This window comes from Pseudarthrobacter sp. S6 (assembly GCF_050156575.1).
Lineage (GTDB): Bacteria > Actinomycetota > Actinomycetes > Actinomycetales > Micrococcaceae > Arthrobacter.
The window spans coordinates 3,941,969-3,963,263 of sequence record NZ_CP189581.1; the positions used below are offsets into that span (position 1 = coordinate 3,941,969).

Annotated in this window: 25 protein-coding genes and 1 riboswitch; of the genes, 14 read left to right on the top strand and 11 right to left on the bottom strand. The window is 66.4% G+C overall.

Going from position 1 to position 21,295, the window contains the following annotated elements; genetic code table 11:
* The first annotated feature begins 37 nt into the window (after positions 1 to 37).
* The 3 genes from ACQCS0_RS18895 (at position 38) to purM (ending at position 3,294) form a co-directional block, all read left to right on the top strand.
* The gene (locus tag ACQCS0_RS18895; protein ID WP_354155078.1) at positions 38 to 346 is read left to right on the top strand and encodes a hypothetical protein; all 309 of its coding nucleotides are present in this window, start codon (positions 38 to 40) and stop codon (positions 344 to 346) included.
* Positions 347 to 448: 102 nt separating this feature from the next.
* The gene (gene purF, locus ACQCS0_RS18900; protein ID WP_354155079.1) at positions 449 to 2,137 is read left to right on the top strand and encodes an amidophosphoribosyltransferase; all 1,689 of its coding nucleotides are present in this window, start codon (positions 449 to 451) and stop codon (positions 2,135 to 2,137) included.
* Positions 2,134 to 3,294, top strand: a complete 1,161-nt coding sequence (gene purM / locus ACQCS0_RS18905) for a phosphoribosylformylglycinamidine cyclo-ligase (RefSeq protein WP_354155080.1) — start codon at positions 2,134 to 2,136, stop codon at positions 3,292 to 3,294. The genes purF and purM overlap by 4 nt, the downstream gene beginning before the upstream one ends.
* Here the strand turns inward: purM and ACQCS0_RS18910 are convergent.
* Together ACQCS0_RS18910 and ACQCS0_RS18915 are read right to left on the bottom strand one after the other, a co-directional pair.
* Positions 3,291 to 4,070 (bottom strand): VOC family protein, encoded by a 780-nt coding sequence (locus ACQCS0_RS18910; RefSeq protein WP_426939962.1) that lies wholly within the window; start codon positions 4,068 to 4,070, stop codon positions 3,291 to 3,293. The two genes, purM and ACQCS0_RS18910, sit on opposite strands and share 4 nt — an antisense overlap.
* A gap of 234 nt (positions 4,071 to 4,304) precedes the next feature.
* Positions 4,305 to 4,538: a DUF3073 domain-containing protein gene (locus ACQCS0_RS18915; protein ID WP_185263854.1), complete on the bottom strand. Its 234-nt coding sequence runs from the start codon at positions 4,536 to 4,538 to the stop codon at positions 4,305 to 4,307.
* Between the two features lie 274 nt (positions 4,539 to 4,812).
* Here ACQCS0_RS18915 and ACQCS0_RS18920 point away from each other — a divergent pair, with 274 nt between their 5' ends.
* A complete protein-coding gene (locus ACQCS0_RS18920; protein WP_426938928.1) occupies positions 4,813 to 5,454 on the top strand; it encodes a septum formation family protein in 642 nt (213 codons plus the stop codon).
* Positions 5,455 to 5,483: 29 nt separating this feature from the next.
* Here ACQCS0_RS18920 and ACQCS0_RS18925 read toward each other — a convergent pair whose 3' ends face one another.
* From ACQCS0_RS18925 to ACQCS0_RS18950, 6 genes are all read right to left on the bottom strand, one after another.
* On the bottom strand, positions 5,484 to 5,732 hold the full coding sequence (locus tag ACQCS0_RS18925) for a LapA family protein (RefSeq protein WP_426939963.1): 249 nt from the start codon (positions 5,730 to 5,732) through the stop codon (positions 5,484 to 5,486).
* Between the two features lie 375 nt (positions 5,733 to 6,107).
* On the bottom strand, positions 6,108 to 8,765 hold the full coding sequence (gene clpB / locus ACQCS0_RS18930; RefSeq protein WP_426938930.1) for an ATP-dependent chaperone ClpB: 2,658 nt from the start codon (positions 8,763 to 8,765) through the stop codon (positions 6,108 to 6,110).
* A 207-nt stretch (positions 8,766 to 8,972) separates the two neighbouring features.
* A complete protein-coding gene (locus ACQCS0_RS18935; RefSeq protein ID WP_354155182.1) occupies positions 8,973 to 10,034 on the bottom strand; it encodes an ABC transporter ATP-binding protein in 1,062 nt (353 codons plus the stop codon).
* Positions 10,031 to 10,894, bottom strand: a complete 864-nt coding sequence (locus ACQCS0_RS18940) for an ABC transporter permease (RefSeq protein WP_354155085.1) — start codon at positions 10,892 to 10,894, stop codon at positions 10,031 to 10,033. The genes ACQCS0_RS18935 and ACQCS0_RS18940 overlap by 4 nt, the downstream gene beginning before the upstream one ends.
* Positions 10,895 to 10,912: 18 nt before the next feature.
* Positions 10,913 to 11,683, bottom strand: coding sequence for a molybdate ABC transporter substrate-binding protein (gene modA / locus ACQCS0_RS18945; protein ID WP_354155183.1), 771 nt, complete (start codon positions 11,681 to 11,683; stop codon positions 10,913 to 10,915).
* Positions 11,684 to 11,727: 44 nt separating this feature from the next.
* Entirely contained in the window at positions 11,728 to 12,138 is a 411-nt protein-coding gene (locus ACQCS0_RS18950) for a TOBE domain-containing protein (protein WP_056341185.1), read from the bottom strand.
* A gap of 163 nt (positions 12,139 to 12,301) precedes the next feature.
* Here ACQCS0_RS18950 and ACQCS0_RS18955 point away from each other — a divergent pair, with 163 nt between their 5' ends.
* From ACQCS0_RS18955 to ACQCS0_RS18965, 3 genes are all read left to right on the top strand, one after another.
* Positions 12,302 to 12,928 carry an FAD-binding oxidoreductase gene (locus tag ACQCS0_RS18955; protein ID WP_354224491.1) on the top strand — a complete coding sequence of 209 codons (627 nt, stop codon included), beginning with the start codon at positions 12,302 to 12,304 and terminating at the stop codon, positions 12,926 to 12,928.
* A gap of 230 nt (positions 12,929 to 13,158) precedes the next feature.
* The gene (locus ACQCS0_RS18960; protein ID WP_354155086.1) at positions 13,159 to 13,482 is read left to right on the top strand and encodes a BBE domain-containing protein; all 324 of its coding nucleotides are present in this window, start codon (positions 13,159 to 13,161) and stop codon (positions 13,480 to 13,482) included.
* A gap of 34 nt (positions 13,483 to 13,516) precedes the next feature.
* Complete coding sequence (locus tag ACQCS0_RS18965; RefSeq protein ID WP_426938931.1) at positions 13,517 to 14,386, top strand: DUF4031 domain-containing protein; 870 nt, start codon at positions 13,517 to 13,519, stop codon at positions 14,384 to 14,386.
* Positions 14,387 to 14,397: 11 nt separating this feature from the next.
* Here ACQCS0_RS18965 and ACQCS0_RS18970 read toward each other — a convergent pair whose 3' ends face one another.
* The 3 genes from ACQCS0_RS18970 to ACQCS0_RS18980 form a co-directional block, all read right to left on the bottom strand.
* A complete protein-coding gene (locus tag ACQCS0_RS18970) occupies positions 14,398 to 15,384 on the bottom strand; it encodes a plastocyanin/azurin family copper-binding protein (protein ID WP_354155088.1) in 987 nt (328 codons plus the stop codon).
* A 263-nt stretch (positions 15,385 to 15,647) separates the two neighbouring features.
* Entirely contained in the window at positions 15,648 to 16,049 is a 402-nt protein-coding gene (locus ACQCS0_RS18975) for a YccF domain-containing protein (RefSeq protein WP_354155089.1), read from the bottom strand.
* A 21-nt stretch (positions 16,050 to 16,070) separates the two neighbouring features.
* Entirely contained in the window at positions 16,071 to 16,670 is a 600-nt protein-coding gene (locus tag ACQCS0_RS18980) for a phosphoribosylanthranilate isomerase (RefSeq protein WP_354155090.1), read from the bottom strand.
* A 100-nt stretch (positions 16,671 to 16,770) separates the two neighbouring features.
* On the opposite strand from ACQCS0_RS18980, the gene ACQCS0_RS18985 reads away from it, so the two are divergent.
* The 7 genes from ACQCS0_RS18985 (at position 16,771) to ACQCS0_RS19015 (ending at position 21,289) form a co-directional block, all read left to right on the top strand.
* The gene (locus tag ACQCS0_RS18985; RefSeq protein WP_426938932.1) at positions 16,771 to 17,412 is read left to right on the top strand and encodes a HutD/Ves family protein; all 642 of its coding nucleotides are present in this window, start codon (positions 16,771 to 16,773) and stop codon (positions 17,410 to 17,412) included.
* A gap of 85 nt (positions 17,413 to 17,497) precedes the next feature.
* Positions 17,498 to 18,028: a ferritin gene (locus ACQCS0_RS18990; protein WP_354155092.1), complete on the top strand. Its 531-nt coding sequence runs from the start codon at positions 17,498 to 17,500 to the stop codon at positions 18,026 to 18,028.
* A gap of 71 nt (positions 18,029 to 18,099) precedes the next feature.
* A riboswitch (guanidine-III (ykkC-III) riboswitch) is annotated at positions 18,100 to 18,164 on the top strand.
* A gap of 9 nt (positions 18,165 to 18,173) precedes the next feature.
* Positions 18,174 to 18,497, top strand: a complete 324-nt coding sequence (locus tag ACQCS0_RS18995) for an SMR family transporter (protein WP_354155093.1) — start codon at positions 18,174 to 18,176, stop codon at positions 18,495 to 18,497.
* Positions 18,497 to 18,886: a multidrug efflux SMR transporter gene (locus ACQCS0_RS19000; protein ID WP_354155094.1), complete on the top strand. Its 390-nt coding sequence runs from the start codon at positions 18,497 to 18,499 to the stop codon at positions 18,884 to 18,886. Before ACQCS0_RS18995 ends, ACQCS0_RS19000 begins: the two co-directional genes overlap by 1 nt.
* A 9-nt stretch (positions 18,887 to 18,895) precedes the next feature.
* Positions 18,896 to 19,543, top strand: a complete 648-nt coding sequence (locus ACQCS0_RS19005; RefSeq protein WP_354155095.1) for a nucleoside/nucleotide kinase family protein — start codon at positions 18,896 to 18,898, stop codon at positions 19,541 to 19,543.
* Between the two features lie 73 nt (positions 19,544 to 19,616).
* Positions 19,617 to 20,612: an aldo/keto reductase gene (locus ACQCS0_RS19010; RefSeq protein WP_354155096.1), complete on the top strand. Its 996-nt coding sequence runs from the start codon at positions 19,617 to 19,619 to the stop codon at positions 20,610 to 20,612.
* A gap of 26 nt (positions 20,613 to 20,638) precedes the next feature.
* A complete protein-coding gene (locus tag ACQCS0_RS19015) occupies positions 20,639 to 21,289 on the top strand; it encodes an MBL fold metallo-hydrolase (RefSeq protein ID WP_354155097.1) in 651 nt (216 codons plus the stop codon).
* Positions 21,290 to 21,295: the final 6 nt, after the last annotated feature.

Here is a 21,295-nt window from a genome sequence, read left to right on the forward strand (position 1 = left end):
TGAGAGAGCAACTGCAATGGTGGGTAGGCTTGAGGGCATGGCTTTTGAAGAAACCCCCGCTGAACGCCGCGAGGTCACCGTCCGCCGGGCACCGAAATATGTGCCGTTCCTCATCCTCGGCGCCCTGGTGGGCGCAGCGGTGGCTGCCGCCGTCGCGTACGGGCTCCCCGGCGACGAATCCTTTGAGCGAGGCTCAGTGTTCGGCTTCTTCCTGATCATGTTCGGCGCCGTCGGCGCGGTGTTGGGCGCCGTGGCGGCCCTGCTGCTGGACCGGCGGAGCGTCAAGCGGCAGAAACGCGCCATCGTCGAAGCTGTCCCGGATTCAGAGCCCGACGACGGCGCGTAGCCCTGGGCATGACACAGCCAGCAGCTCTGCCGCCCGGCCCGCGGTCCGGTCACAATGGCCGCGGCGGAAAAGTCTTACCTCATCTCATGAGATAATCGACCAGTGGCACGCGGCGATGGAAAACTTTCTCATGATCTTCTCCCTGGCGAAAAGGGACCTCAGGACGCTTGTGGCGTTTTCGGGGTCTGGGCGCCAGGTGAAGAAGTAGCAAAACTCACCTATTACGGGCTGTATGCATTGCAGCACCGCGGTCAGGAGTCGGCTGGTATAGCTACCAGTGACGGCAAGCGGATCAACGTCTACAAGGACATGGGGCTAGTTTCCCAGGTCTTCGACGAGACCACGCTGAACACCCTGACCGGGCACCTGGCGGTGGGACACTGCCGCTACTCCACCACCGGAGCCAGCCATTGGGCCAACGCCCAGCCCACCCTCGGCGCCACCAGCACCGGCACGGTTGCCCTGGCGCACAACGGCAACCTGACCAACACGGCCGAACTCAACGCCATGATCCTGGAACGCAACGGCGGCCAGCTCAGCGGCGAAATGAAGCAGGGCAACACCTCGGACACTGCCCTGGTCACAGCACTCCTCGAAGGCGAACCGGGCAAGACCCTCGAACAGACGGCCATGGAGCTGCTGCCGAAGATCAAGGGCGGCTTCTGCTTCGTGTTTATGGACGAAGGCACCCTCTACGCGGCACGCGACACCTACGGCATCCGCCCGCTGGTCCTGGGCCGGCTGGAGCGCGGCTGGGTAGTCGCATCCGAGCAGTCCGCCCTGGCCACCGTGGGCGCCAGCTTCATCCGCGAAATCGAGCCGGGCGAATTCATCGCCATCGACGAGGACGGCGTGCGTTCCAAGCGCTTCGCGGAGGCGACGCCGGCCGGCTGCGTTTTCGAATACGTCTACCTCGCCCGTCCGGACGCCGCCATCGCGGGACGCTCCGTGTACGAGTCCCGTGTTGAGATGGGCCGCCAGCTGGCCCGCGAAAACACCCAGGACGCAGACATCGTCATCCCGGTTCCCGAGTCCGGTACCCCAGCCGCCGTGGGTTACGCCGAGGAATCAGGCATTCCCTTCGCGCACGGCTTCGTCAAGAACTCCTACGTGGGCCGCACGTTCATCCAGCCCTCGCAGACCCTGCGCCAGCTGGGCATCCGGCTAAAGCTGAACGCCCTCGAGTCCGTGATCCGCGGCAAGCGTGTAGTTGTGGTGGATGACTCGATCGTCCGCGGCAACACCCAGCGCGCCATCGTCCGGATGCTCCGCGAGGCCGGCGCCGCGTCCGTCCACATCAAGATTTCCTCCCCGCCGGTCAAATGGCCGTGCTTCTACGGCATCGACTTCGCCTCCCGGGCCGAGCTGATTGCCAACGGCGCCACCATCGAGGAAATCTCCCAGGCCATCGGCGCCGATTCCCTCGCGTACATCTCCGAAGACGGCATGATCAACGCGACCATGCAGCCGCGGGAACGCCTATGCACCGCCTGCTTCACCGGCCAGTACCCCATCACGCTTCCGGGCGCGGACAAACTGGGCAAGAACCTGCTGGAGCGCACGGACCTCGGCGGCCTCACGCCGTCGCCCTCTGCCCTCCCCGGCGCAACGGCCGCACTGACGGTCTCCTCGATTGACGACGAGGAGGCCCCGGCGGAGAAGGCCGGCGCCACCGGCTGCGATCCGGGACCGGACGCCGAGTTCGAGAACCTGCTCACCGAAGAAGACCACGTGCCCGCGATCCACCACGTAGCCACCACCCCCGGCGCTGACAAGAAAGAGTCCGTATGACTTCCGCAACCCCCGCCGCCGGCAACAGCCCGCTGATCCCTGCAGGCATCACCTACGCCTCCGCCGGTGTTGACGTTGAAGCCGGCGACCGCGCCGTGGAACTGATGAAGGGTGCCGTGAAGGCCACCCACAATTCGTCCGTGATCGGCGGTGTGGGCGGCTTCGCCGGCCTGTACGACGTCTCGCGCCTGCTGACTTACAAGCGCCCGCTGCTGGCCACGTCCACCGACGGCGTGGGCACCAAGGTTGCCATCGCCCAGGCCATGGACATCCACGACACCATCGGTTTTGACCTGGTGGGCATGGTGGTTGACGACATCGTTGTGGTGGGCGCCGAGCCGCTCTTTATGACCGACTACATCGCCTGCGGCAAGGTTGTCCCGGAGCGCATCGCGGACATTGTCCGTGGCATCGCCGCGGCCTGCTCCGTCGCCGGTACCGCCCTGGTGGGCGGCGAAACAGCCGAGCACCCCGGCCTGCTGGGCGAGCACGAATACGATGTTGCCGGTGCCGCCACCGGCGTTGTTGAGGCTTCCGACCTGTTGGGCCCGGACCGCGTCCGCGCCGGCGATGTTGTGATCGGCATGGCCTCCTCCGGCCTGCACTCCAACGGCTACTCCCTGGTCCGCCGCGTCATCAACCACGCCGGCTGGGCACTGGACCGCCAGGTCTCCGAACTTGGCCGCACGCTGGGCGAGGAACTGTTGGAGCCCACCCGCGTCTACGCTGCAGACTGCCTGGACCTGGCCCGCGCCTTCCCGGTGAACAGCGCCAACGCCGTGCACGGCTTCAGCCACGTCACCGGCGGTGGCCTGGCCGCCAACCTGGCCCGCGTCCTGCCGCAGGGCCTCGTGGCAACCGTGGACCGCGCCACCTGGGAGCTGCCAGCCATCTTCAAGCTGGTCTCCGAGCTGGGCAACGTGCCGCTGGCCGACCTGGAGCGCACCCTGAACCTCGGCGTGGGCATGGTGGCCATCGTGTCCGCCGAAGCTGCCGACGCCGCCGTGGCCCGCCTCAACGACCGCGGCGTGCCGTCCTGGATCATGGGCACCGTCACCGCGGACTCGGATTCCATCCTCAAGACCGGTCCGGACTACGTCCAGGGCGCCAAGGGCGTGGACGGCGGCGCCGTCCGGTTGGTCAACGCGTACGCCTAAACCTCGAGCAGGCTGAACACCCCGCCCTGCGGGTCCTTGAGGGTGGCCGTAGCTCCGGGCGTATCGTCGTCATCCGGCTCCGGTGCGATCAGGACTTCCGCCCCCGCCGCCACGGCCTTCCGCACGGCATCGGCCACGTCGGTGACGCTGAAGTAAATCTGCCACCTGGCAGGCGCCTCGGCCGCGACGATACCGGCCACCTCCGCACCGTTCACCATCAGCGTGCTGTACGTGCCGCCGTCGTCCTGGGGATACTCGGTCACCTCGTGGCCGAACAGCTGCTGGAAGAACCCGACGGCGGCCCGCGGTTCCGGCGTCAGCAGTTCCGTCCAGGACAGCGCACCGGCCTCGTTGTACCGGCCGGAGCCCGTATGCGTCCCGGGCTGCCACACGCCGGTGGTCCCGCCGCCGGGAGGATCCACAAACACCATCACGCCGGTGTCCGCCACAGCCTCGGGGCCGAACTGCACTGCACCCCCCGCGTGCGGGACTTCTTCAACCAGCGCACCTGCATCCTCGGCCGCGAAGTAGATGTTCCATTGAGCGTGCGTATCGAGTGATTCCTGGTGCGGGTTCTGCGGCGCCACCACGGCCACGAGGTCCTCCCCCACAAACGCCTGGGCGTAGTTGCGGCCATCGGGCGTGGGCAGGTCCTTGAAGGTCCATCCGAACACCGCCGCGTAGAAGGCCTTGGCTGCTTCCACGTCCCGGGTCTGGACATCAGCCCAGCACGGTTCACCGTGGCGGTAGCCGGGGGATGAGGGGTTTCCTGACATGGGAGGTCCTTTCGCGGGCGGCACAGCGCATCAACGCCTCCAGTCAACACCAAAAAGCCCGCCCCCGGCACCGGGTTTCGGCGCAGGCAACGGGCCTGATAACTGAGGCCAGCACCGCGGGTCCGCCTGGATCCGGGTGCTGAAAAGAAGTGCTGTACTCACGAACAAATGCGGCGTCCGAACGTACTGCAGTGTCGCGGCCGGGCGCCTTGCGGCGGGACCGGCGTGCGGCAGCTAGCCGATCCGACGGGTGTCTACCTCGTCGTCGTCTTCTTCCAAATCATCCGCGTACTTATCCACATAAGCCGAATAGTCCGGTTCAACCGGGTCATTCGCGAAATGGCTCGTGGCACGACCATCAGGACCTTTGAGCTCACGCTGAAGGGCCGAATAGTCAGTGTTCGGGGAATAGTACTTAATATCCCGAGCCTGCTTGGTAGCTTTTGCCTTTTGACGGCCGCGCCCCATGGCGTGACCCCCTTTTGTACTCGGACCGGAGGTGGTCACCTTGGCTATCGGTGAGGCCCCGGAATGTTTGGTCAATTTGTCGTAACACCTAGATTACATGCTTTCCGCGCCCGGTGCTGCCTTCCCCATGCGCGTGGACGACATGTCGGGTACCCTTACGGCCGCGATGCGCAGCGTTCCCGGCTTTTTTGTTGGATAGAGTCTCTTCATCAGATGCCGATCCGGTTCACGGTGTGTGCGGCATCCCGAGGCGAAACACAGGAGGGGTATCCGGATGGACAACCAGGAATTACGTTCCGTCCCGCCCAAACCCGGCGCTCCGCCCACCGCGGAGTTGCCGCAGGAGGCGGTCGCGGCACCTGCAACGGAGCCCTCACCCCAGAAGCGCCGGCGGGGCGCGTCAACATTCCTGAAGGCTCTCTTTGTGGCGGTTCTGCTCGGCGTGGCTGGGGGCCTGGTGTGGCTCGCAGTCTGGCTGGATTCCGGGGCGCCCGAGACGTCTGGCGACGGCGGCTCCGGGATCGTGGAAATCCTGCCCACTCCGCTTGCCACCCCGCTCCGGCTCCCCCGTGAGGGTGTGGGGCCGCCGGACTACCGTCTGGGCGACTGTTTCAAGGATTTTGAGCCCGCGGCGTTGCGGTCAACGGTAGTGGCCTGCGATACCGGCCACTCTGCCCAGCTCGTCGCCGTCTTCCGCTACCCCGCCGTCGGCTCCTATCCTGGCCGGGAGGCCCTCGCGGCCAAGGCCCTGGAAGCCTGCCAGGCAGCCAGGCTGGCGCCAGCAGCCAACGAGTACACGTTGAACTTCCAGCGGGCCTACCCCAGTAGCACCAGCTGGGAATCGGGAGACCGGCGCGTGGACTGCTACGTCACCGCCGACGGCGGAAACGTCATCAACGCCAGCGTGCTGCCCTAAAATTGTGGGAATGGTCGTCGTTTTCGGCGTCAAAGACCGGGTTTAGATTCGGGCCGGCCTGCTGCCTCATGTCCCGGCGTAGCTGGCGGCCGGCCGGGCGCGTGGCGCCGTTGGCTTCTCAGCTGGAGGATCCGGGTTGCTCCGGCGATTGCGACGAGAATTCCGCCCGCCACTGCCGCGATGAACAGCGCCATACCCAGAGAAAGCTCGCCGGCAACCCCAAGATAACGCACGGTCACGCGATCCTGGTTCTGCAGAATGAAGATGATCAGCAACACCAAAAGGACCAGCCCTGCGCTGACCGCAACCCAGATCATCCCGGCCCGTGTCACATCCGCTTCCCCGGCCCTGTCCTGAGATGGTTTCCGGGGAGAACGTTTTGGCTTGGAAGGCGCAGGTACCGGACCCGAGGCGGGGCGCGGCCCGGTTGACGGAGTCGACGCTGGATCAGCAGCCACGTTTTTTCATCCCCTATACCCGAAGCAATCCGTCCGTGCCGGACGGATATATCACAGGGTACTCCTCCACCAGGCCCGCGTCCCCTCCCGGTATTGGCCCGGCAGGGCTCAGAGGCTGTCCTGGCAAACGTCAGGGGTGCCGTCCTGGTCGGTTTACCCAGGACGAGCGCCAGGCTGAAACAGTGAGCCGGAGCCCTATTCCTTCCTCCGCACCACCAGTCCTGAGCCGGCGGGAGCACCGCCGTCGGGCCCTGCGAGCGACTCCAGCCCTTCGACGGTGAGTTCGTCGACGTCGGCCGCGGTGTCCACGAGCACGGTGTCACCGTCCGTGATGTCGCCGGACAGGATGGCCCTGGCCAGTCGGTCGCCGATCTCGCGCTGGACGAGCCGGCGCAGCGGCCGGGCACCGTACGCGGAGTCGAAGCCGGACATGGCCAGCCAGGCCCGGGCGCCGTCGGTCACCTCGAGGGTCAGGCGGCGCTCGTACAGACGCCTGCCGAGCTCTGCCACCTGCAGTTCCACGATCTCTGCCAGCTCCTCTACGGTCAGGGCTTCAAACAGCACAATCTCGTCCAGCCGGTTCAGAAACTCGGGCTTGAAGGACGCGTTGACCGTGGTCATGACCGCGGCGCGCTTGGCCTGTGCATCCAGAGACTGGTCCACCAGGAACTGGCTGCCAAGGTTGGACGTCAGCACCAGGATGGCGTTGCGGAAGTCCACGGTACGGCCCTGGCCATCAGTGAGGCGGCCGTCGTCGAGCACCTGCAAGAGGATGTCAAAGACCTCCGGATGTGCCTTTTCCACCTCATCCAGCAGGACAACGGAGTACGGACGACGGCGGACGGCCTCGGTCAGCTGGCCGCCCTCCTCATAGCCGACGTACCCCGGAGGGGCGCCCACCAGCCGCGCCACCGAGTGCTTCTCGCCGTACTCGGACATGTCGATCCGCACCATGGCGCGTTCGTCGTCGAACAGGAAATCCGCGAGTGCCTTGGCCAGCTCGGTCTTGCCCACGCCCGTGGGCCCCAGGAACAGGAACGAACCCGTGGGACGATTGGGATCGCTGATACCGGCCCGCGCACGGCGGACGGCATCCGAGACCGCGGCCACAGCCTTGGACTGGCCGATCAGGCGCTTACCCAGCTCCTGCTCCATGTGGAGCAGCTTCTGGCTCTCGCCCTGCAGCATGCGCCCGGCAGGAATGCCGGTCCACGCGGAAATGACCTCAGCGATGTCGTCGGCGGTGACCCCGTCAGCCACCATCTGGGCAGGCTTTTCCGTCACGGCTTCTTCGGCCGCGGCGGCCGCGTTCAGCTCCCGCTCCACCTCCGGAATCTCGCCGTACAGGATCCGCGACGCAGTCTCCAGATCGCCTTCGCGCGCGGCCTTGTCGTAGGTGGAGCGGAGCTCATCGAGCTTCGCCTTCAGGTCGCCCACACGGTTGAGTCCGGCCCTTTCGGCTGCCCAGCGGGCATTCAGCGCGTCCAGCTCTTCACTCTTGTCCGCTTTGTCCGCGCGGAGAGCCGCCAGGCGCTCCACGGACGCCGCATCCTTCTCGTTCGCGAGCGCCAGTTCCTCCATGGTGAGCCGGTCCACGGCACGGCGCAGTTGATCGATCTCCTCCGGCGCGGAGTCGATCTCCATCCGCAGCCGCGAGGCGGCCTCGTCCACCAGGTCAATGGCCTTGTCCGGCAGCTGACGGCCGGAAATGTAGCGGTTGGACAGGGTGGCGGCGGCCACCAGCGCGGAGTCTGCGATGGTGACCTTGTGGTGAGCCTCGTAGCGCTCCTTGAGGCCGCGGAGAATACCGATGGTGTCTTCCACACTGGGCTCGCCCACGTACACCTGCTGGAACCGGCGCTCCAGGGCCGGGTCCTTCTCGATGTTCTCGCGGTACTCATCCAGCGTGGTGGCGCCGATCAGCCGCAGCTCCCCGCGGGCCAGCATGGGCTTGAGCATGTTGCCCGCATCCATCGAGGACTCCCCCGTGGCACCAGCACCCACCACCGTGTGAATCTCGTCGATGAAGGTGACAATCTGGCCGTCCGAATTCTTGATCTCCTCCAGCACGGCCTTGAGGCGCTCCTCGAACTCGCCGCGGTACTTCGCCCCGGCCACCATGGAGGCGAGGTCCAGGGCAATCAGCGTCTTGCCCCGCAGACTTTCCGGGACATCGCCCGCTACGATCCGCTGGGCGAGCCCTTCGACGACGGCGGTCTTGCCCACGCCGGGCTCACCGATGATGACGGGGTTGTTTTTGGTGCGGCGGCTCAGCACCTGGATGATGCGCCGGATCTCGGTGTCGCGCCCGATCACCGGGTCCAGCTTGCCCGCACGCGCCATCGCGGTGAGGTCCGTGCCGAACCGTTCCAGCGACTGGAACGTGTTTTCCGGGTCCGGGGTGGTGACCTTACGGTCGCCGCGGACACCCGGCAGGGCGGCGAGCAGCGCTTCATGGGAGGCGCCGGCGTCGCGCATTAACCGCCCGACGGCGTCACTCCCGGCAGAGAGCCCCAGCAGCAGCACTTCGGTGGAGACATAGGTATCGCCCAGCCTGTCGGCCTCGTTTTTGGCGTTCTGGATGGCCTGCAGCGCGGGCCGGGACAGCTGGGCCTGCTGCGTGGAGCCGCCCGAAGTTGCCGGCAGCGCCTTGATGGCGCCGCTCGCCTGCACGCTGACAGCATCCGGGTCTGCGCCCGTAGCCCGGAGAAGCGCGACGGCGACGCCCTCCCTCTGATCCATCAGGGCTTTGAGCAGGTGGGCGGGTTCCACCTGGGGATTTCCTGCCGTGGAGGCGTTCATGGCTGCTGCCGAAAGAGCCTCCTGGCTCTTGGTGGTGAATTTGACGTCCAAAGAGAGCTCCTTCCGGGTATACGCATGTGCGCTAAGTTGAGTCTACTACGCTCAACTTTGAGGATGTGCCCTCTACGCCCCATGTTTGCCGACGGCGAACTCCCTGTCCAGAGCTGCCCGCCACCGGCAGGAGATCGATTCCCGGCACCCTCCCGCAGTTGCCCAGGCCCGCCAGCAGCGCAAGTACCCGCGTGGATTCCCGCCCCTTCAGCCCGGGTAGATGGCGACGGCGCCCGCCTTGATCACGAAGTACACCTGCATGCCCGGTGCCAACCCGAGATCGACAGACGCCGCCGGGGTGATGTCCGCGCTCAGCTGCCCGGCCTCCCCGGCGCGGAGCCGGATCCCGTCCCCGTGCGGCTCCAGGTCGGTGATGGTCACGGCAAAGGAGTTCCGCGGACTGCCATGCGCCTCGCTGGGGAAAACGGAAACGGCCGACGGCGGGAAAACAGCCACGCCCGGCTGCCCGGTGGGGAGCGGGGCGGCTGAGTCGTGGTGTCCATAGAGGTTGAGGCCGCCAGCCTGGAGACCGTGTTCGGTGATGTGGCCGGCCACAAAGTTGAGCCCGGCAAGCCCGGCCGCGAACCGGCTGCGCGGGCGCTGGAGGACTTCGCGGGTTGGGCCTTCCTCGCTGATGCGCCCGTCTTCGAGGATGACCACACGGTCGGCCAGCATCAGGGCATCGAGGACGTCATGCGTGATAATGATGGCGCGGCGGCCAGCCAGCACGCGTTTAAGCAGGCGCCGCAGAAGCGGCGCGGCGTGGATATCAAGGGCCGCCATCGGTTCATCCAGGAGCAGGAGCCCGGGGTCCGCGGCAAGCGCCCGGGCCACGGCAACGCGCTGCGCCTGGCCGCCGGAGAGCTCGGCCGGGCGCCGCGCCTGCAGGTCCGTCGCCTCGACCTCCCCGAGCCACCTCAGGGCGGTCTCCCGGGCGGCCTGCTTTGAAGCCCCCGCACTCCGGGGCCCAAAGGCCACGTTCTCCAGCACGCTCAGGTGCGGGAACAGCAGCGGTTCCTGGGCCAGGAGGGCCGTGCCGCGCCGGTGGGGAGCCGTCCACCGGCCGCGGCCGGCGTTGAGGTTAAACAGGGTCCTGCCGTCCAGTTCGGCAGAGCCCGAGTCCGGGTAGAGCAGGCCCGCGATGACGTTCAGCAGCGTGGATTTGCCCGCGCCGTTGGCCCCCATAACGGCCACCGTTTCGGCCGCGCCCAGCTCGAGGGAGACGTCGAACCCGCGGCCAGCCACGGCGGCCTGAACCGAGAACGTCACCGGACCGCACCGCCCGCCGCGGCCGCCGTCGTCGTACGTGCGCCGCTGGGTGCGGACGCCCATTGAGCGGCGCGGGGGCTGCGGTACGCGAGTGCCACCACGGCCACCGCCACGGCTACGAGGACCAGGGAAAGCGCGACGGCGGCATCGGCGTCCGTTTCCCGCTGCAGGTAGATTTCCAACGGCAGGGTCCGGGTCACCCCCTGCAGGCTGCCGGCGAACGTGAGAGTGGCACCGAATTCGCCCAGGCTGCGGGCGAAGGACAGCACCGCGCCGGACGCGAGTCCCGGCAACACGAGCGGGAGGGTGACCCTGCGGAGCACCGTGGTGGGGCCGGCGCCGAGCGTCGCGGCCACCGCCTCGTACCGGTTCCCGGCGGTCCGCAAGGCACCTTCGAGGCTGACCACCAGGAACGGCAGTGCCACAAACGTCTGGGCCAGGATGACCGCCGTCGTCGAAAAAGCGATCTGCAGGCCTGCCACTTCCAACGTCCGGCCCAGCAGCCCCTGCCGCCCGAAGGTGTAAAGCAGCGCAATGCCGCCCACCACCGGCGGAAGGACCAGCGGGAGCAGGACCAATGAGCGGAGGAAGCGCTGGCCGGGGAAGCTGCCGCGGGCCAGGACCAGGGCGAGCGGAATGCCCAGGACGATGCACAGGACGGTGCTGGCCGCGGATGTGCGCAGGCTCAGCCCAAGGGCCTGCAGCGAGGCTTCCGACGTGATCAGCGGGATGAACTGGGCCCAGTTGACTTTGGCCACCATGGCCGCCAGCGGCAGCACCACGAACAGGCCGCCGGCGGCCGCGAGGACGTAAATCCAGCGCGGCACACCGCCGTACCCGCTGTTCCTGGCCTGTTTCATGGTCTCCTTGTGGGCGGTTTACTTACGGGGCCCGAAGCCGGCCGTGGTGAGGGTTTTCTGCCCGTCGGCGCCGGTCACCATGGCGATGAAGGCTGCCGCCAGTTCCTTGTTCCGGCTCGAGCCTACTGTGGCGATGGGATAGGTATTGACAGCCTTGCCGGATTCGTCGAACGGGATTCCCATAACCTTGTCGCCGGCGCCTTTGACGTCGGTGACGTAGACCAGCCCGGCGTCGGCCTCGCCCGAGGTGACCTTGCCCAGGACGTCTGTCACCGATGACTCCTCGCTGACCGGAGCGAGGGTCACGCCCGCGGCCTTTTCCACGGTATCCGCTGCGGCCCCGCACGGAACCTGGCTGGCACAAACAACCACCTTGACGCCCGGCCTGGCGAGGTCGGCGAAGGACGCGATCAACGCCGGATTGGACGGCGGGACGGCGATCTCCAGGACGTTGGTGGCGAAGTTCTTCGCGGCCCCGTCCAGGAGCTTGGCATCGGCCAGTTTGGTCATGTTCTTGGTGTCGGCGGAGGCAAAAACATCGGCCGGTGCGCCCTGGGTGATCTGGGTGACCAGGTCCGAGGAGCCGGCGAAGCTCAACACGATCTTGGTGCCGGGGTTCTTCGCCTCGAAGTCGCTGGCCAGCTGGGTGAACGTGGCCTTGAGCGACGCGGCCGCGAAGACGGTGATCGTCCCGGACACCTGGCCGGTGGCGCCCAGGGACTGCGGGGCGGCGGGCTGCGAGGCCGTGGGCGTCGTGGAAGCGGGTGCGCACGCGGCCAGGCCCAGCATGAGGGCGGCCGTGATGACGACGGTTCTGGCGTGTGTGCGGGTGCTCAAATGATGCTCTTTCCATGCGGGGTTTCGATGATGACTGTTGTTGCCTTGACCACCGCGGTAGCCACGGAGCCCAGTTCCAGGCCCAGGTCGCGGACGGCTTCGCTGCTCATCAGCGAAACCACCCGGAACGGCCCGCACTGGAGTTCCACCTGTGCCATGACTTTGTCCGCAGTGATCCCCGTGACCAGGCCAACAAACCTGTTGCGGGCCGAACTTCCTGAACGGTGCGGGTCCTCGGGAAGCTGCGCAAGCTTCTGGGCATGCCTTGCCAGTTCCAGTCCGTCGACGGCCAGCCGGCCGGCGTCGTCCTTCACCGGGGTGAGGCTGCCGTTCTCTGTCCAGCGCCGGACAGTGTCGTCACTGACGCCGAGGAACCGGGCTGCTTCGGATACGCGAATAGTGGGCATTTCATGATCTTAGTCCGCATTTGCGGGTTTCCTTAGTAATTTTCGCCGTGAATCAGAATATGAAGCCTACGCCGGTTTCGCTCCCGCTCGAGGGTTCACTAGGGCTGCCTATGGAAGGTGCCGGGCCGAAGTCCTACGCTACGGACGGGAACACTCCCTCGCCATTGCCGTCCGTGCCGGCGGCCACTCAGTGGCCGGAATGTCCATGAACAACGACGGTCTGGTAATCGATGTCCGGCCCATGAAGTCAATCGACGTGGACCCGGAATCCGGCATCGTCACAGCCGGGGCGGGCGCCACTTGGGGCGAGTTCGACCGCGCCACCCAGGAGCACGCCCTGGCCGTCACCGGCGGGCGGGCCTCCACCACCGGCGTCGCCGGCTTCACCCTGGGCGGCGGATCCGGGTGGCTGGAGCGCTCCTTCGGGTTCGCGTGCGACAGTCTTGTCTCCGTGGACCTGGTGACGGCCGACGGCGAGCGCGTCACCGCCAGCGCCCGGGAAAACCCCGAACTCTTCTGGGCCCTCCATGGCGGAGGCGGCAATTTCGGAGTTCCCACATCTTTCACGTTCCAGGCACACCGGCTCGGCCCGGTGGTCCACGCAGGGATATGGCTGTGGCCCGGCGAAGAGGTCATGGACGTCTCCCTCGCGTACCGGGACCTGGCCCTCGCAGCACCCGATGGCGTCGGATTGGGGCTGTTGTACATGACCGCTCCGCCGGAGCCGTTTGTGCCTGAGCATCTGGTGGGAAAAAATGGCCGTCGCCATTGGCTACGTCTACGCGGGTGAGCCCGAGGAGGGCTTCGAGCACGCGCGGCCGTTCCGCGAGCTCGGGCCTGCAGTGGACCTCGTGGCCGACACCCCGTACGCCGAATTCCAGTCCTCCCTGGATGATCCGCCGGACCATTACAACTACTGGAGCGCCGACTACCACGACGAACTTCCCGATGCAGCTCTAGACCTCTTGTTGAGTCGGCCCGCAACCTCCCCGACGCCACGTCCCAGCAGCTCATCGCCCGGTGGGGCGGCGCCGTCGGCGGGAACGCGGGGCAGCCACGCCCCTGATCAACCGGAACGCGGCCTGGGTAAGCCATCCCTACGGCATCTCGCCAACACCCGAGGAAGGCCAGCTGGCCAAGGCCTGGGTGAAGGACTTCCGCGGCAAGATTGCGCCCTATGCCACGGGCGGGGTGTGGCTCAATTTCATCGGCAACGAAGGCCAGGAGCGCACCCGTGCCGCGTTCGGCAACGGGAACTACGCGCGGCTGGCCCTGGTCAAGCGGGACGTCGATCCCCAGAACATCTTCCAGGGAAACCAGAACATCCTGCCGGCCGGCTCCTGACCGGTTCCGCGGAGCGCCGCACTAGACTTCCTCCATGGCGATTTACCTGGATCCGCCGCTGTGGCCGGCCCACGGCACGCATTTTTCGCACCTGATCTCGGACACCTCACTGGCTGAGCTGCACGCCTTCGCCGCTGCAGCGGGCATAGCGGACCGGGCGTTCGACGGCGACCACTACGACGTCGCCGAGCGCCGGTTCGACGACCTCGTCGCCGCGGGCGCCGTCCCGGTTGAGGCCCGGATCCTTGTCCGCAAACTCATCGCCAGCGGGCTGCGCATCCCGGCCCGGCAGCGCAACAAGTCCCTCAAGGTGCCGCTGCTGAACCGCTGGGAAGCCATCATGCCCGGCCACGATGCCCTCTTCTTGGACCTGCTGGACCGCTGGAGCGAGGACCATCGCCGGTATCACGGCTGCACGCACCTGCTGGCAGTTCTGGAGGCCTTGGACCTGCTGGCCCACCTTGCCGATCCGCCGCGGACAGTGCTGCTCGCAGCCTGGTTCCACGATGCCGTCTACCGCGGAGTCGCCGGCCAGGACGAGGAGGAATCGGCCCGGCTCGCCGAGGAGCGCCTCGCGGATGCGGGGCTCCCTCCGTCCGAGATCGACGAGGTGGCGCGGCTAGTGCGGCTGACGTCGGACCACCGCCCGGAACCAGGGGACGACGACGGCGCCCTCCTCTGCGACGCGGACCTGTCAGTCCTCGGCGGCGAACCTGAGCCCTACGCCCGGTATGTGGCCGCCGTCCGGGAAGACTACGCGCACATCGGCGACGCCGACTTCGCAGCCGGCCGCGCCGCCGTCGTACGTCACCTGCTGGGCCTGGACCCGCTCTTCCACAGCGAGCGCGCACGGGAACTATGGCTTGATGCGGCCCTCCGGAACCTGCAGGGCGAACTGGCCTGATGGGCACCGCCTCAATCTACGACTCTGACCTGACCCACCATGCCCATGAAGTCATGCAGTGCGCAGATGTATTTGTAGGTGCCAGCCTTGGTGAACTTGACCGTGAAAGTCGAGCCCGGGGCAGGTGCCGGGGGCATGATTCCCGAGTTGAGATCGCCGCCGCTGAAATCACCTGGAGTGCCTGAAAGGACAAAAATGTTCGCCGGTTCAGTGCCGAACGTGACCGTGTGCGGTGCACCCATTCCGGTGTTGCTGAACACCACTTCATCTCCCACGTGCACTGTCACCTTCGGCCGGACGAAGCGCATGACCATCGCAATACCGTCGTCGCCGCCTGCCAGCACCAGGTGGTTACTGGCCTGCCTGGCCAAGGAGGCGTCCAGTTGGCGTCCGTCCCGGAGGATGGAACGCTCCTGCGCCCTTGACGATTTATCGTAGTCCGCCTGGGTATGGGGGTATGCCGATCCTTCTTCCTGGACGTGAACAGTCCCCTTCATCGCCATGCCGTGAACCAGGCACCAGTACGTGAAGTCGCCTTCCTGAGGGAACGTCAGGGTGTAGCTTGTCGCGACAGGAAAACCGGGGACCGCAACGTTGGACAAAAGACCCGAGTTGTAATAGGAGGTCCCGTCGTAGCTGTGGGGATCCGGACGCGGACCCTGAGGAAACAATTCAGCGGAATTGGACGGATCGAATGGCTGCGTGGACTCAAGCGATTGGTCCTGAGCCAGGAACGTCACCGTGTGGATCTCGGCGGCGTTCGCCTGCCAGTTGATGGTGTCGCCCTCATTGACAACAATGTCCGAGGGCAGGAAAGCCATGCCTTGGATTTCGTGGTCGCTGGACTCGGAACCGACTTGCACCGTCCAGGAGCGGGGGGTCCAGGTGGATGCGCCGGCAGGCCCGACGGCGGCCGCTGGCACAGCAAGGGCAACGGCGGCTGCAAGGATTAACGGTAGTTTGCGGAATCTGGTGTGAATGCCCTGAATATGTTTCATCGCATTGCTCTCTTTTTGAACCGTGTTCGGCCATAGCTGGCCGATAGGTCACTGTGACCGGTTCACCCCAGCCGGGAGAACTCCCAAACTGGTCACTGTTGCTCGGCGCAGGGAACCAGTCCTCGCGCCGGAAATGCACCCCCAGATGGTGCGCGGCGGGTTTCAATATTGATCCCGGCGCCATCACTTTCGCGTATTAATGGCGAAATCGCGGAGGCGGGACGCAGTTATTACCATCCTCCTCCGCCAACATTTTGTCGAGGTCAGCGGTAGCCGGTCACGAACGGCCTGTTGGTGGGCACGATCTGCTTTCCCAACGGCATGAGGCACACAGGGATGAGCTTGAGGTTGGCGATGGCCAGCGGGATGCCGATAATGGTGACCGCCATGGCAAAGGCCGTAACCACGTGGCCGATCGCGATCCAGATGCCGGCCACCACCAGCCAGATGACATTCCCCAGGAGCGAGAACACACCCGTTCCGCCCGGTTTGTCCACCACCATGCGCCCGAACGGCCAGAGCGTGTATGCCGCAATCCGGAACGACGCGATGCCCCACGGAATGGTGACGATCAGCAGGCAGCAAATGATGCCCGCCAGGAAGTAGCCCAGGGCAAGCCAAAGTCCGCCGAATACCAGCCAGATGATGTTGAGCAGAGTCTTCATCTGTCCATTGTGCCCTGTGCCTCAGCCCTTGGCGGCCTTCACAAAGGCTCGGATTTTCTCCAGGTCCTTCACTCCGCGGGAAACCTCGACGCCGGAGGAAACGTCCACGCCCCACGCGCCTGAGGCGGCGGTGGCGTGCGCCACGGTATCCGGGTTCAGTCCGCCGGCCAAAAGCCACTTGCGGTCCTGGAGCGCCGTCACGTCCACCATGGAGGCGTAGTCCCAGGCCTGTCCGGACCCGGGGACGGCGGCGTCAATCAACAGGAGTTCCTCGCCCCAGTCGGCGAACGCGTCCGCTGTGGCTGCCATGGTGACGGCCCTGATCAGCTTCATGCCGGCGTCGTGCACTGTGGCGACGTCTTCCGGAGTGAGGTCTGCATGGAGTTGGACCCACTCGAGTCCGGCGGCTCGTGCGATGGCAAGGGCATCGGCGACAGGTTCATGCCGGAAAACGCCGACGGCAAGTACCCCTTCCGGCACGTCGGCCAGCAGCGCGGAAACCTGCGACGGCGAGACCACCCGCGGGCTCGCGGTGAGGACAAACCCGACGGCGTCCGCACCGGCCTGCACGGCTTCACGGACGGATTCGGGCGTACTGAGGCCACACACTTTGACGAACATTCCGGGCTCCTTCAGGCTGTCTTCGCGTAGTCCCCCGGAGGACACTAGCAGGGATTGGTGCGTGCGCCGATGGGGGCCGTCAACAAACTAGGCTGGTCCGATGGAGATCATCCGCTTCGCAGAACTCAGGTCCGAACCGTGGCGCAACGGCGGCGGGGTGACCCGGGAGCTTGCCAGCCACCCGAAGGCCGACTCGGCGCAGGACGGCGCCTGGGACTGGCGCGTCAGCATCGCCGACGTCAGCAAGGCCGGGGATTTCTCGGCGTTCCCGGGCATGGAACGCGTGCTGACCGTGATCGACGGCGAACTCCTCCTTCTCACCGTGGACGGCGACGAACACCCGCTGGAAAAGTACCGGCCCTTCAGGTTCTCCGGCGAAGCTGCCGCGCACGGAGCCCTGCCCACCGGGGACATCCGCGACCTGAACGTCATCACCCGGACGGGTTCGTTCAAAGGCTTCACATCCATCATCGAGCTCTCCAAGAAGCGCGCGCACCCGGTATTTGAGGGCCAGCTAGGTGTGCTGCTGCAGGGCCAGGCCACCGCCAGCGCCGGCAACCTCAGCGTCAGTGCAGAAGCTGCGGTCGCCGCGGAAGCCGACGGCGACGAAGCCGCCCCGGCACCCATGGAGCCCGAGGCACTCAACCGGTATGACGCCGTCGTCGGCTCCGATACCGGGACCCCCGAAATCCTGGGTCGCGGTTTCCTGGCAGTGGTTTCGATCGACCGCGCGACTGCCTGATCCAGCGCTGCAGGCTAGCCTCGCCTTCGTTATCTGAGCCTTTCCACACTGGTCAGTGGCGCGCGGCGCTCCTAGACTCGGGGCTATGACCACCACACCCTTCAATGCTCTTCTGTCCACCCAGATCGGCAACGAGTTCGCGGCCTCGCAGCAGTACATTGCCGTGGCCACCTGGTTCGCCAACCAGGACCTCCCGCAGCTGGCCCGCTACTTCTACCGGCAGTCGGTGGAGGAGCGGAACCACGCCATGATGATGGTGCAGTACATGCTTGACCGCGACATTGAGTTCACCATCCCGGGCGTCCCCACCGTGCGCAACGACTTCTCCTCCGTGACCGAGCCGCTGGCCCTGGCGCTGGAGCAGGAGAAGGAAGTGACGGCCTCGATCGAGGCGCTCTTCCGTGCTGCCCGCACCGAGGACGACGCCCTGGGCGAGCAGTTCATGCTCTGGTTCCTCAAGGAGCAGGTGGAAGAGGTCGCCTCTATGACCACCCTTCTGAACATCGCCGAGCGCGCGGACAACTTTTTCGACATCGAGAACTTCATCGCCCGCGAAACCGTTGGCAACGCGGGCCGCGACTCCTCCGCCCCGGAAGCTGCCGGCGGCGCTCTCTAAAGTTCTGCCCCGCCCGGCGGTGAGGTTGGCCACCAACCCGGCACCCGCCGTAGGGCCTTGCTAAGCTGGAATCAAGGCTCCGCACAGGGCCTCCGGACGACGGTTCAGTACCCGGCACGCGACAAGACTGGCCAAAGGATCTGTCATGTCGTGGTTAATTCTCATTCTTTCCGGAGCGCTGGAAGCCGTCTGGGCCGCAGCCCTGCACCGGACCTTCCAGGCCTCCGGCCGGCGCCGGCTCGCACCCGCCCTCCTCTTCCTGGTCTCCGTCCTCGCCAGCATGGCCGGCCTCGCCCTCGCCATGCAGTCCATCCCCACCGGCACCGCCTACGCGGTATGGGTAGGCGTGGGCGTGGTGCTGACCTCCGCCTACGCGATCATCACCAAGGCTGAACCCCCGACGACGGCCCGCCTCCTGCTGCTCACCGGCATCGCCGCGTGCGTGGTTGGCCTCAAGGTCGTGGCGTAATGACAAAGCGTTCCGCCGCCTGGCTGATGCTCCTCGCCTCCGCCGTACTGGAAGCCGTCTGGGCCACCGCCCTGGGCAATTCCGATGGATTCACCCACCTGCTGCCCACCTTGGTCTTCGCCGTCACGGCCACCCTCAGCATGATCGGCCTCGGCCTGGCCATCCGCAGCATCCCGCTCGGCACCGCCTACGCCGTTTGGGTGGGGATCGGGGCGGCCCTGACGGTGGGCTGGGCGATGGCCACCGGCGTCGAACCCTTCAGCATCCTGAAAGTGCTGTTCATCGCCGGGATTGTGGGCTGCGCGGCGGGATTGAAGTCGCTGCCGGCTTCACCTGCTGCCGTCCAGTCGGTGCGCGGGAAGCCGGGGGAGAGCCGGCGGCCGGTTTAGGCTTTTGCCATGGACTCCCCTGAAGTACGGCAGGCACTCGCCGCCCTGAGGCACAGACTCGACGGCGGCCGGCGGATTCTTTTGGGCATCACGGGCGCGCCCGGCTCCGGCAAGTCCACGTTCGCGGCCCGACTACAGCGGGAGTTCGGCCCGGAGCTCGCCGTGGTGGTGCCGATGGATGGCTTTCATCTGGGCAACGCGATCATCGACGGCACTCCGCTACGGCAGCGCAAAGGAGCAATCGACACATTCGACGTCGGCGGCTACCTCGCGCTGTTACAGCGGCTCGCGCGCCGGGATGAGGCAGTGGTGTACGCGCCCGAGTTCCGTCGCGCATTGGACGAACCGGTGGCTGCGTCCATCGCTGTCCAGGCTTCCGTGCCGCTGGTAATCACCGAAGGAAACTACCTGCTGGCGGAAACGCCCGAATGGAAGGAGGTCCGGGCGCAGCTGGATGAAGTCTGGTTCATGGACACCCCGCCCCCGCTGCGGCTGGCCCGGCTGGTGGACCGGCACGTGGTATTCGGAATGGAGCGAACCGCGGCGGAAGCGTGGGCGACCGGCCCGGATGAGGCCAACGCTGTGATGATCGCGGCCACGCGCCAGGGCGCCGACCGGATCATCCCGTGGGGCCAGGACGCCGGCCAGGAATACTGAGGCAAGGGTCAGGGTTCTTGGCTGGGAAACGTGTCTGCAAACCACATGAGTCCACAACGAATGGAGAGCGCTCATGACTGCACCATCGGTACACCTCGGCGACGGCCTCAACGTCAGCCCGCTCGGCTTCGGCGGCATGGCCCTGACTCCGGTCTACGGCGAGGTTGACCCGCACGAGGCCCTCAAAACCCTGCATCATGCCGTGGATGCCGGCGTCAGCTTCATTGACACCGCGGACATCTACGGCGGAGGCAGCAACGAGCAACTCATCGCGCAGCTGCTCAAGGAGCGCCGGGGCGAAGTGCAGCTCGCCACCAAGTTTTCACTGGTGGGCTCACCTGCCGATGGCTACACGGACATCCGGGGAGATGCCGCCTACATCCGGCAGGCTGTCGACGCCAGCCTGAAGCGGCTTGGCACGGACGTGATCGACCTCTACTACATGCACCGCCGTGACCTCCGCGTTCCGATTGTGGAAACCGTGGAGGCCATGGCGGGGCTGGTGCAGCAAGGCAAGGTCAAACACCTTGGCCTGTCAGAGGTGACCGCGCAGGAGCTGGCCGACGCCCACTCCGTGCACCCCATCGCCGCGGTCCAAAGTGAATGGTCGATCTGGAGCCGCGACGTGGAACGCAACGTGGTTCCGGCCGCGGCCGGCCTGGGCGTGGGCTTTGTGCCGTATTCGCCACTGGGCCGGGGATTCCTCACCGGCACAGTTGACGCTGCGACTTTGGGAGCCAACGACTTCCGACGCCGGATCCCGCGCTTCGCCGCGGACGCCGCCGATGCCAACCAGGGAGTGGTTGCCACCGTGCGGACGGTCGCAGCTGAGCTGTCCGCTACCCCCGCCCAGGTTGCACTGGCGTGGCTGTTGGAGCAGGGCAAACGGCTGGGACTGGCCGTGGTCCCCATCCCCGGCACGCGCAAAACGCACCGGATTGACGAGAACCTGGGCGCCCTGTCCCTGGACCTGACCCGGGCGCAACTGGAGGCGCTGGACCAGGCCGCGGACGCCGTCGTCGGCTCCCGCTCGGCGGACCCCAGCTGGGTGTCCCAGGGCCGTGAATAACCACGGCCGTGAATAGACTGAAGCCCATGGACACGCTCATTCACGACCTACGCCACATCACCATCCGCAGCATCTCCGTAAGCGAGATGAACAACAACGTGTATCTGCTGACCGCGAAGGCCAGCGGTGCACAGCTGCTGATCGATGCGGCGGACGATCTTCCGGCCATCCAGGCGATGCTGGCGGACTCGGCCGCGGATACTGCGGCTGAACCCAAGCTGGCACTCATCGCCACCACGCACCAGCACTGGGACCATGTCCGCGCACTGCCGGCGTTGGTGGAAGCGACGGGCGCACCCACAGCGGCTGGAACGGACGACGCCGAGGCGCTGCCGGTACCCGTGGACCGGTCCCTGGAGCACGGGGATACCTGCGCCGTGGACGGCTTCGAGCTCACCGCCGTGCACCTGCGCGGCCACACCCCGGGATCCATCGCCTTTGTGTACCAGGACCCGGACGGGCCTGCCCATATTTTCAGCGGCGACTCGTTGTTTCCGGGCGGCGTGGGCAACACCCAGAAAGATCCGGCGCGGTTCACGTCCCTGCTGGACGACGTCAACGCGCGGTTGTTCGAGGCCTACCCAGACGACACAGTGGTGCACCCGGGCCATGGCAGCCCCACCACCCTGGGCGTGGAACGCCCGCATCTCGGGGAGTGGCGCGCCCGCGGTTGGTAGGGCTTA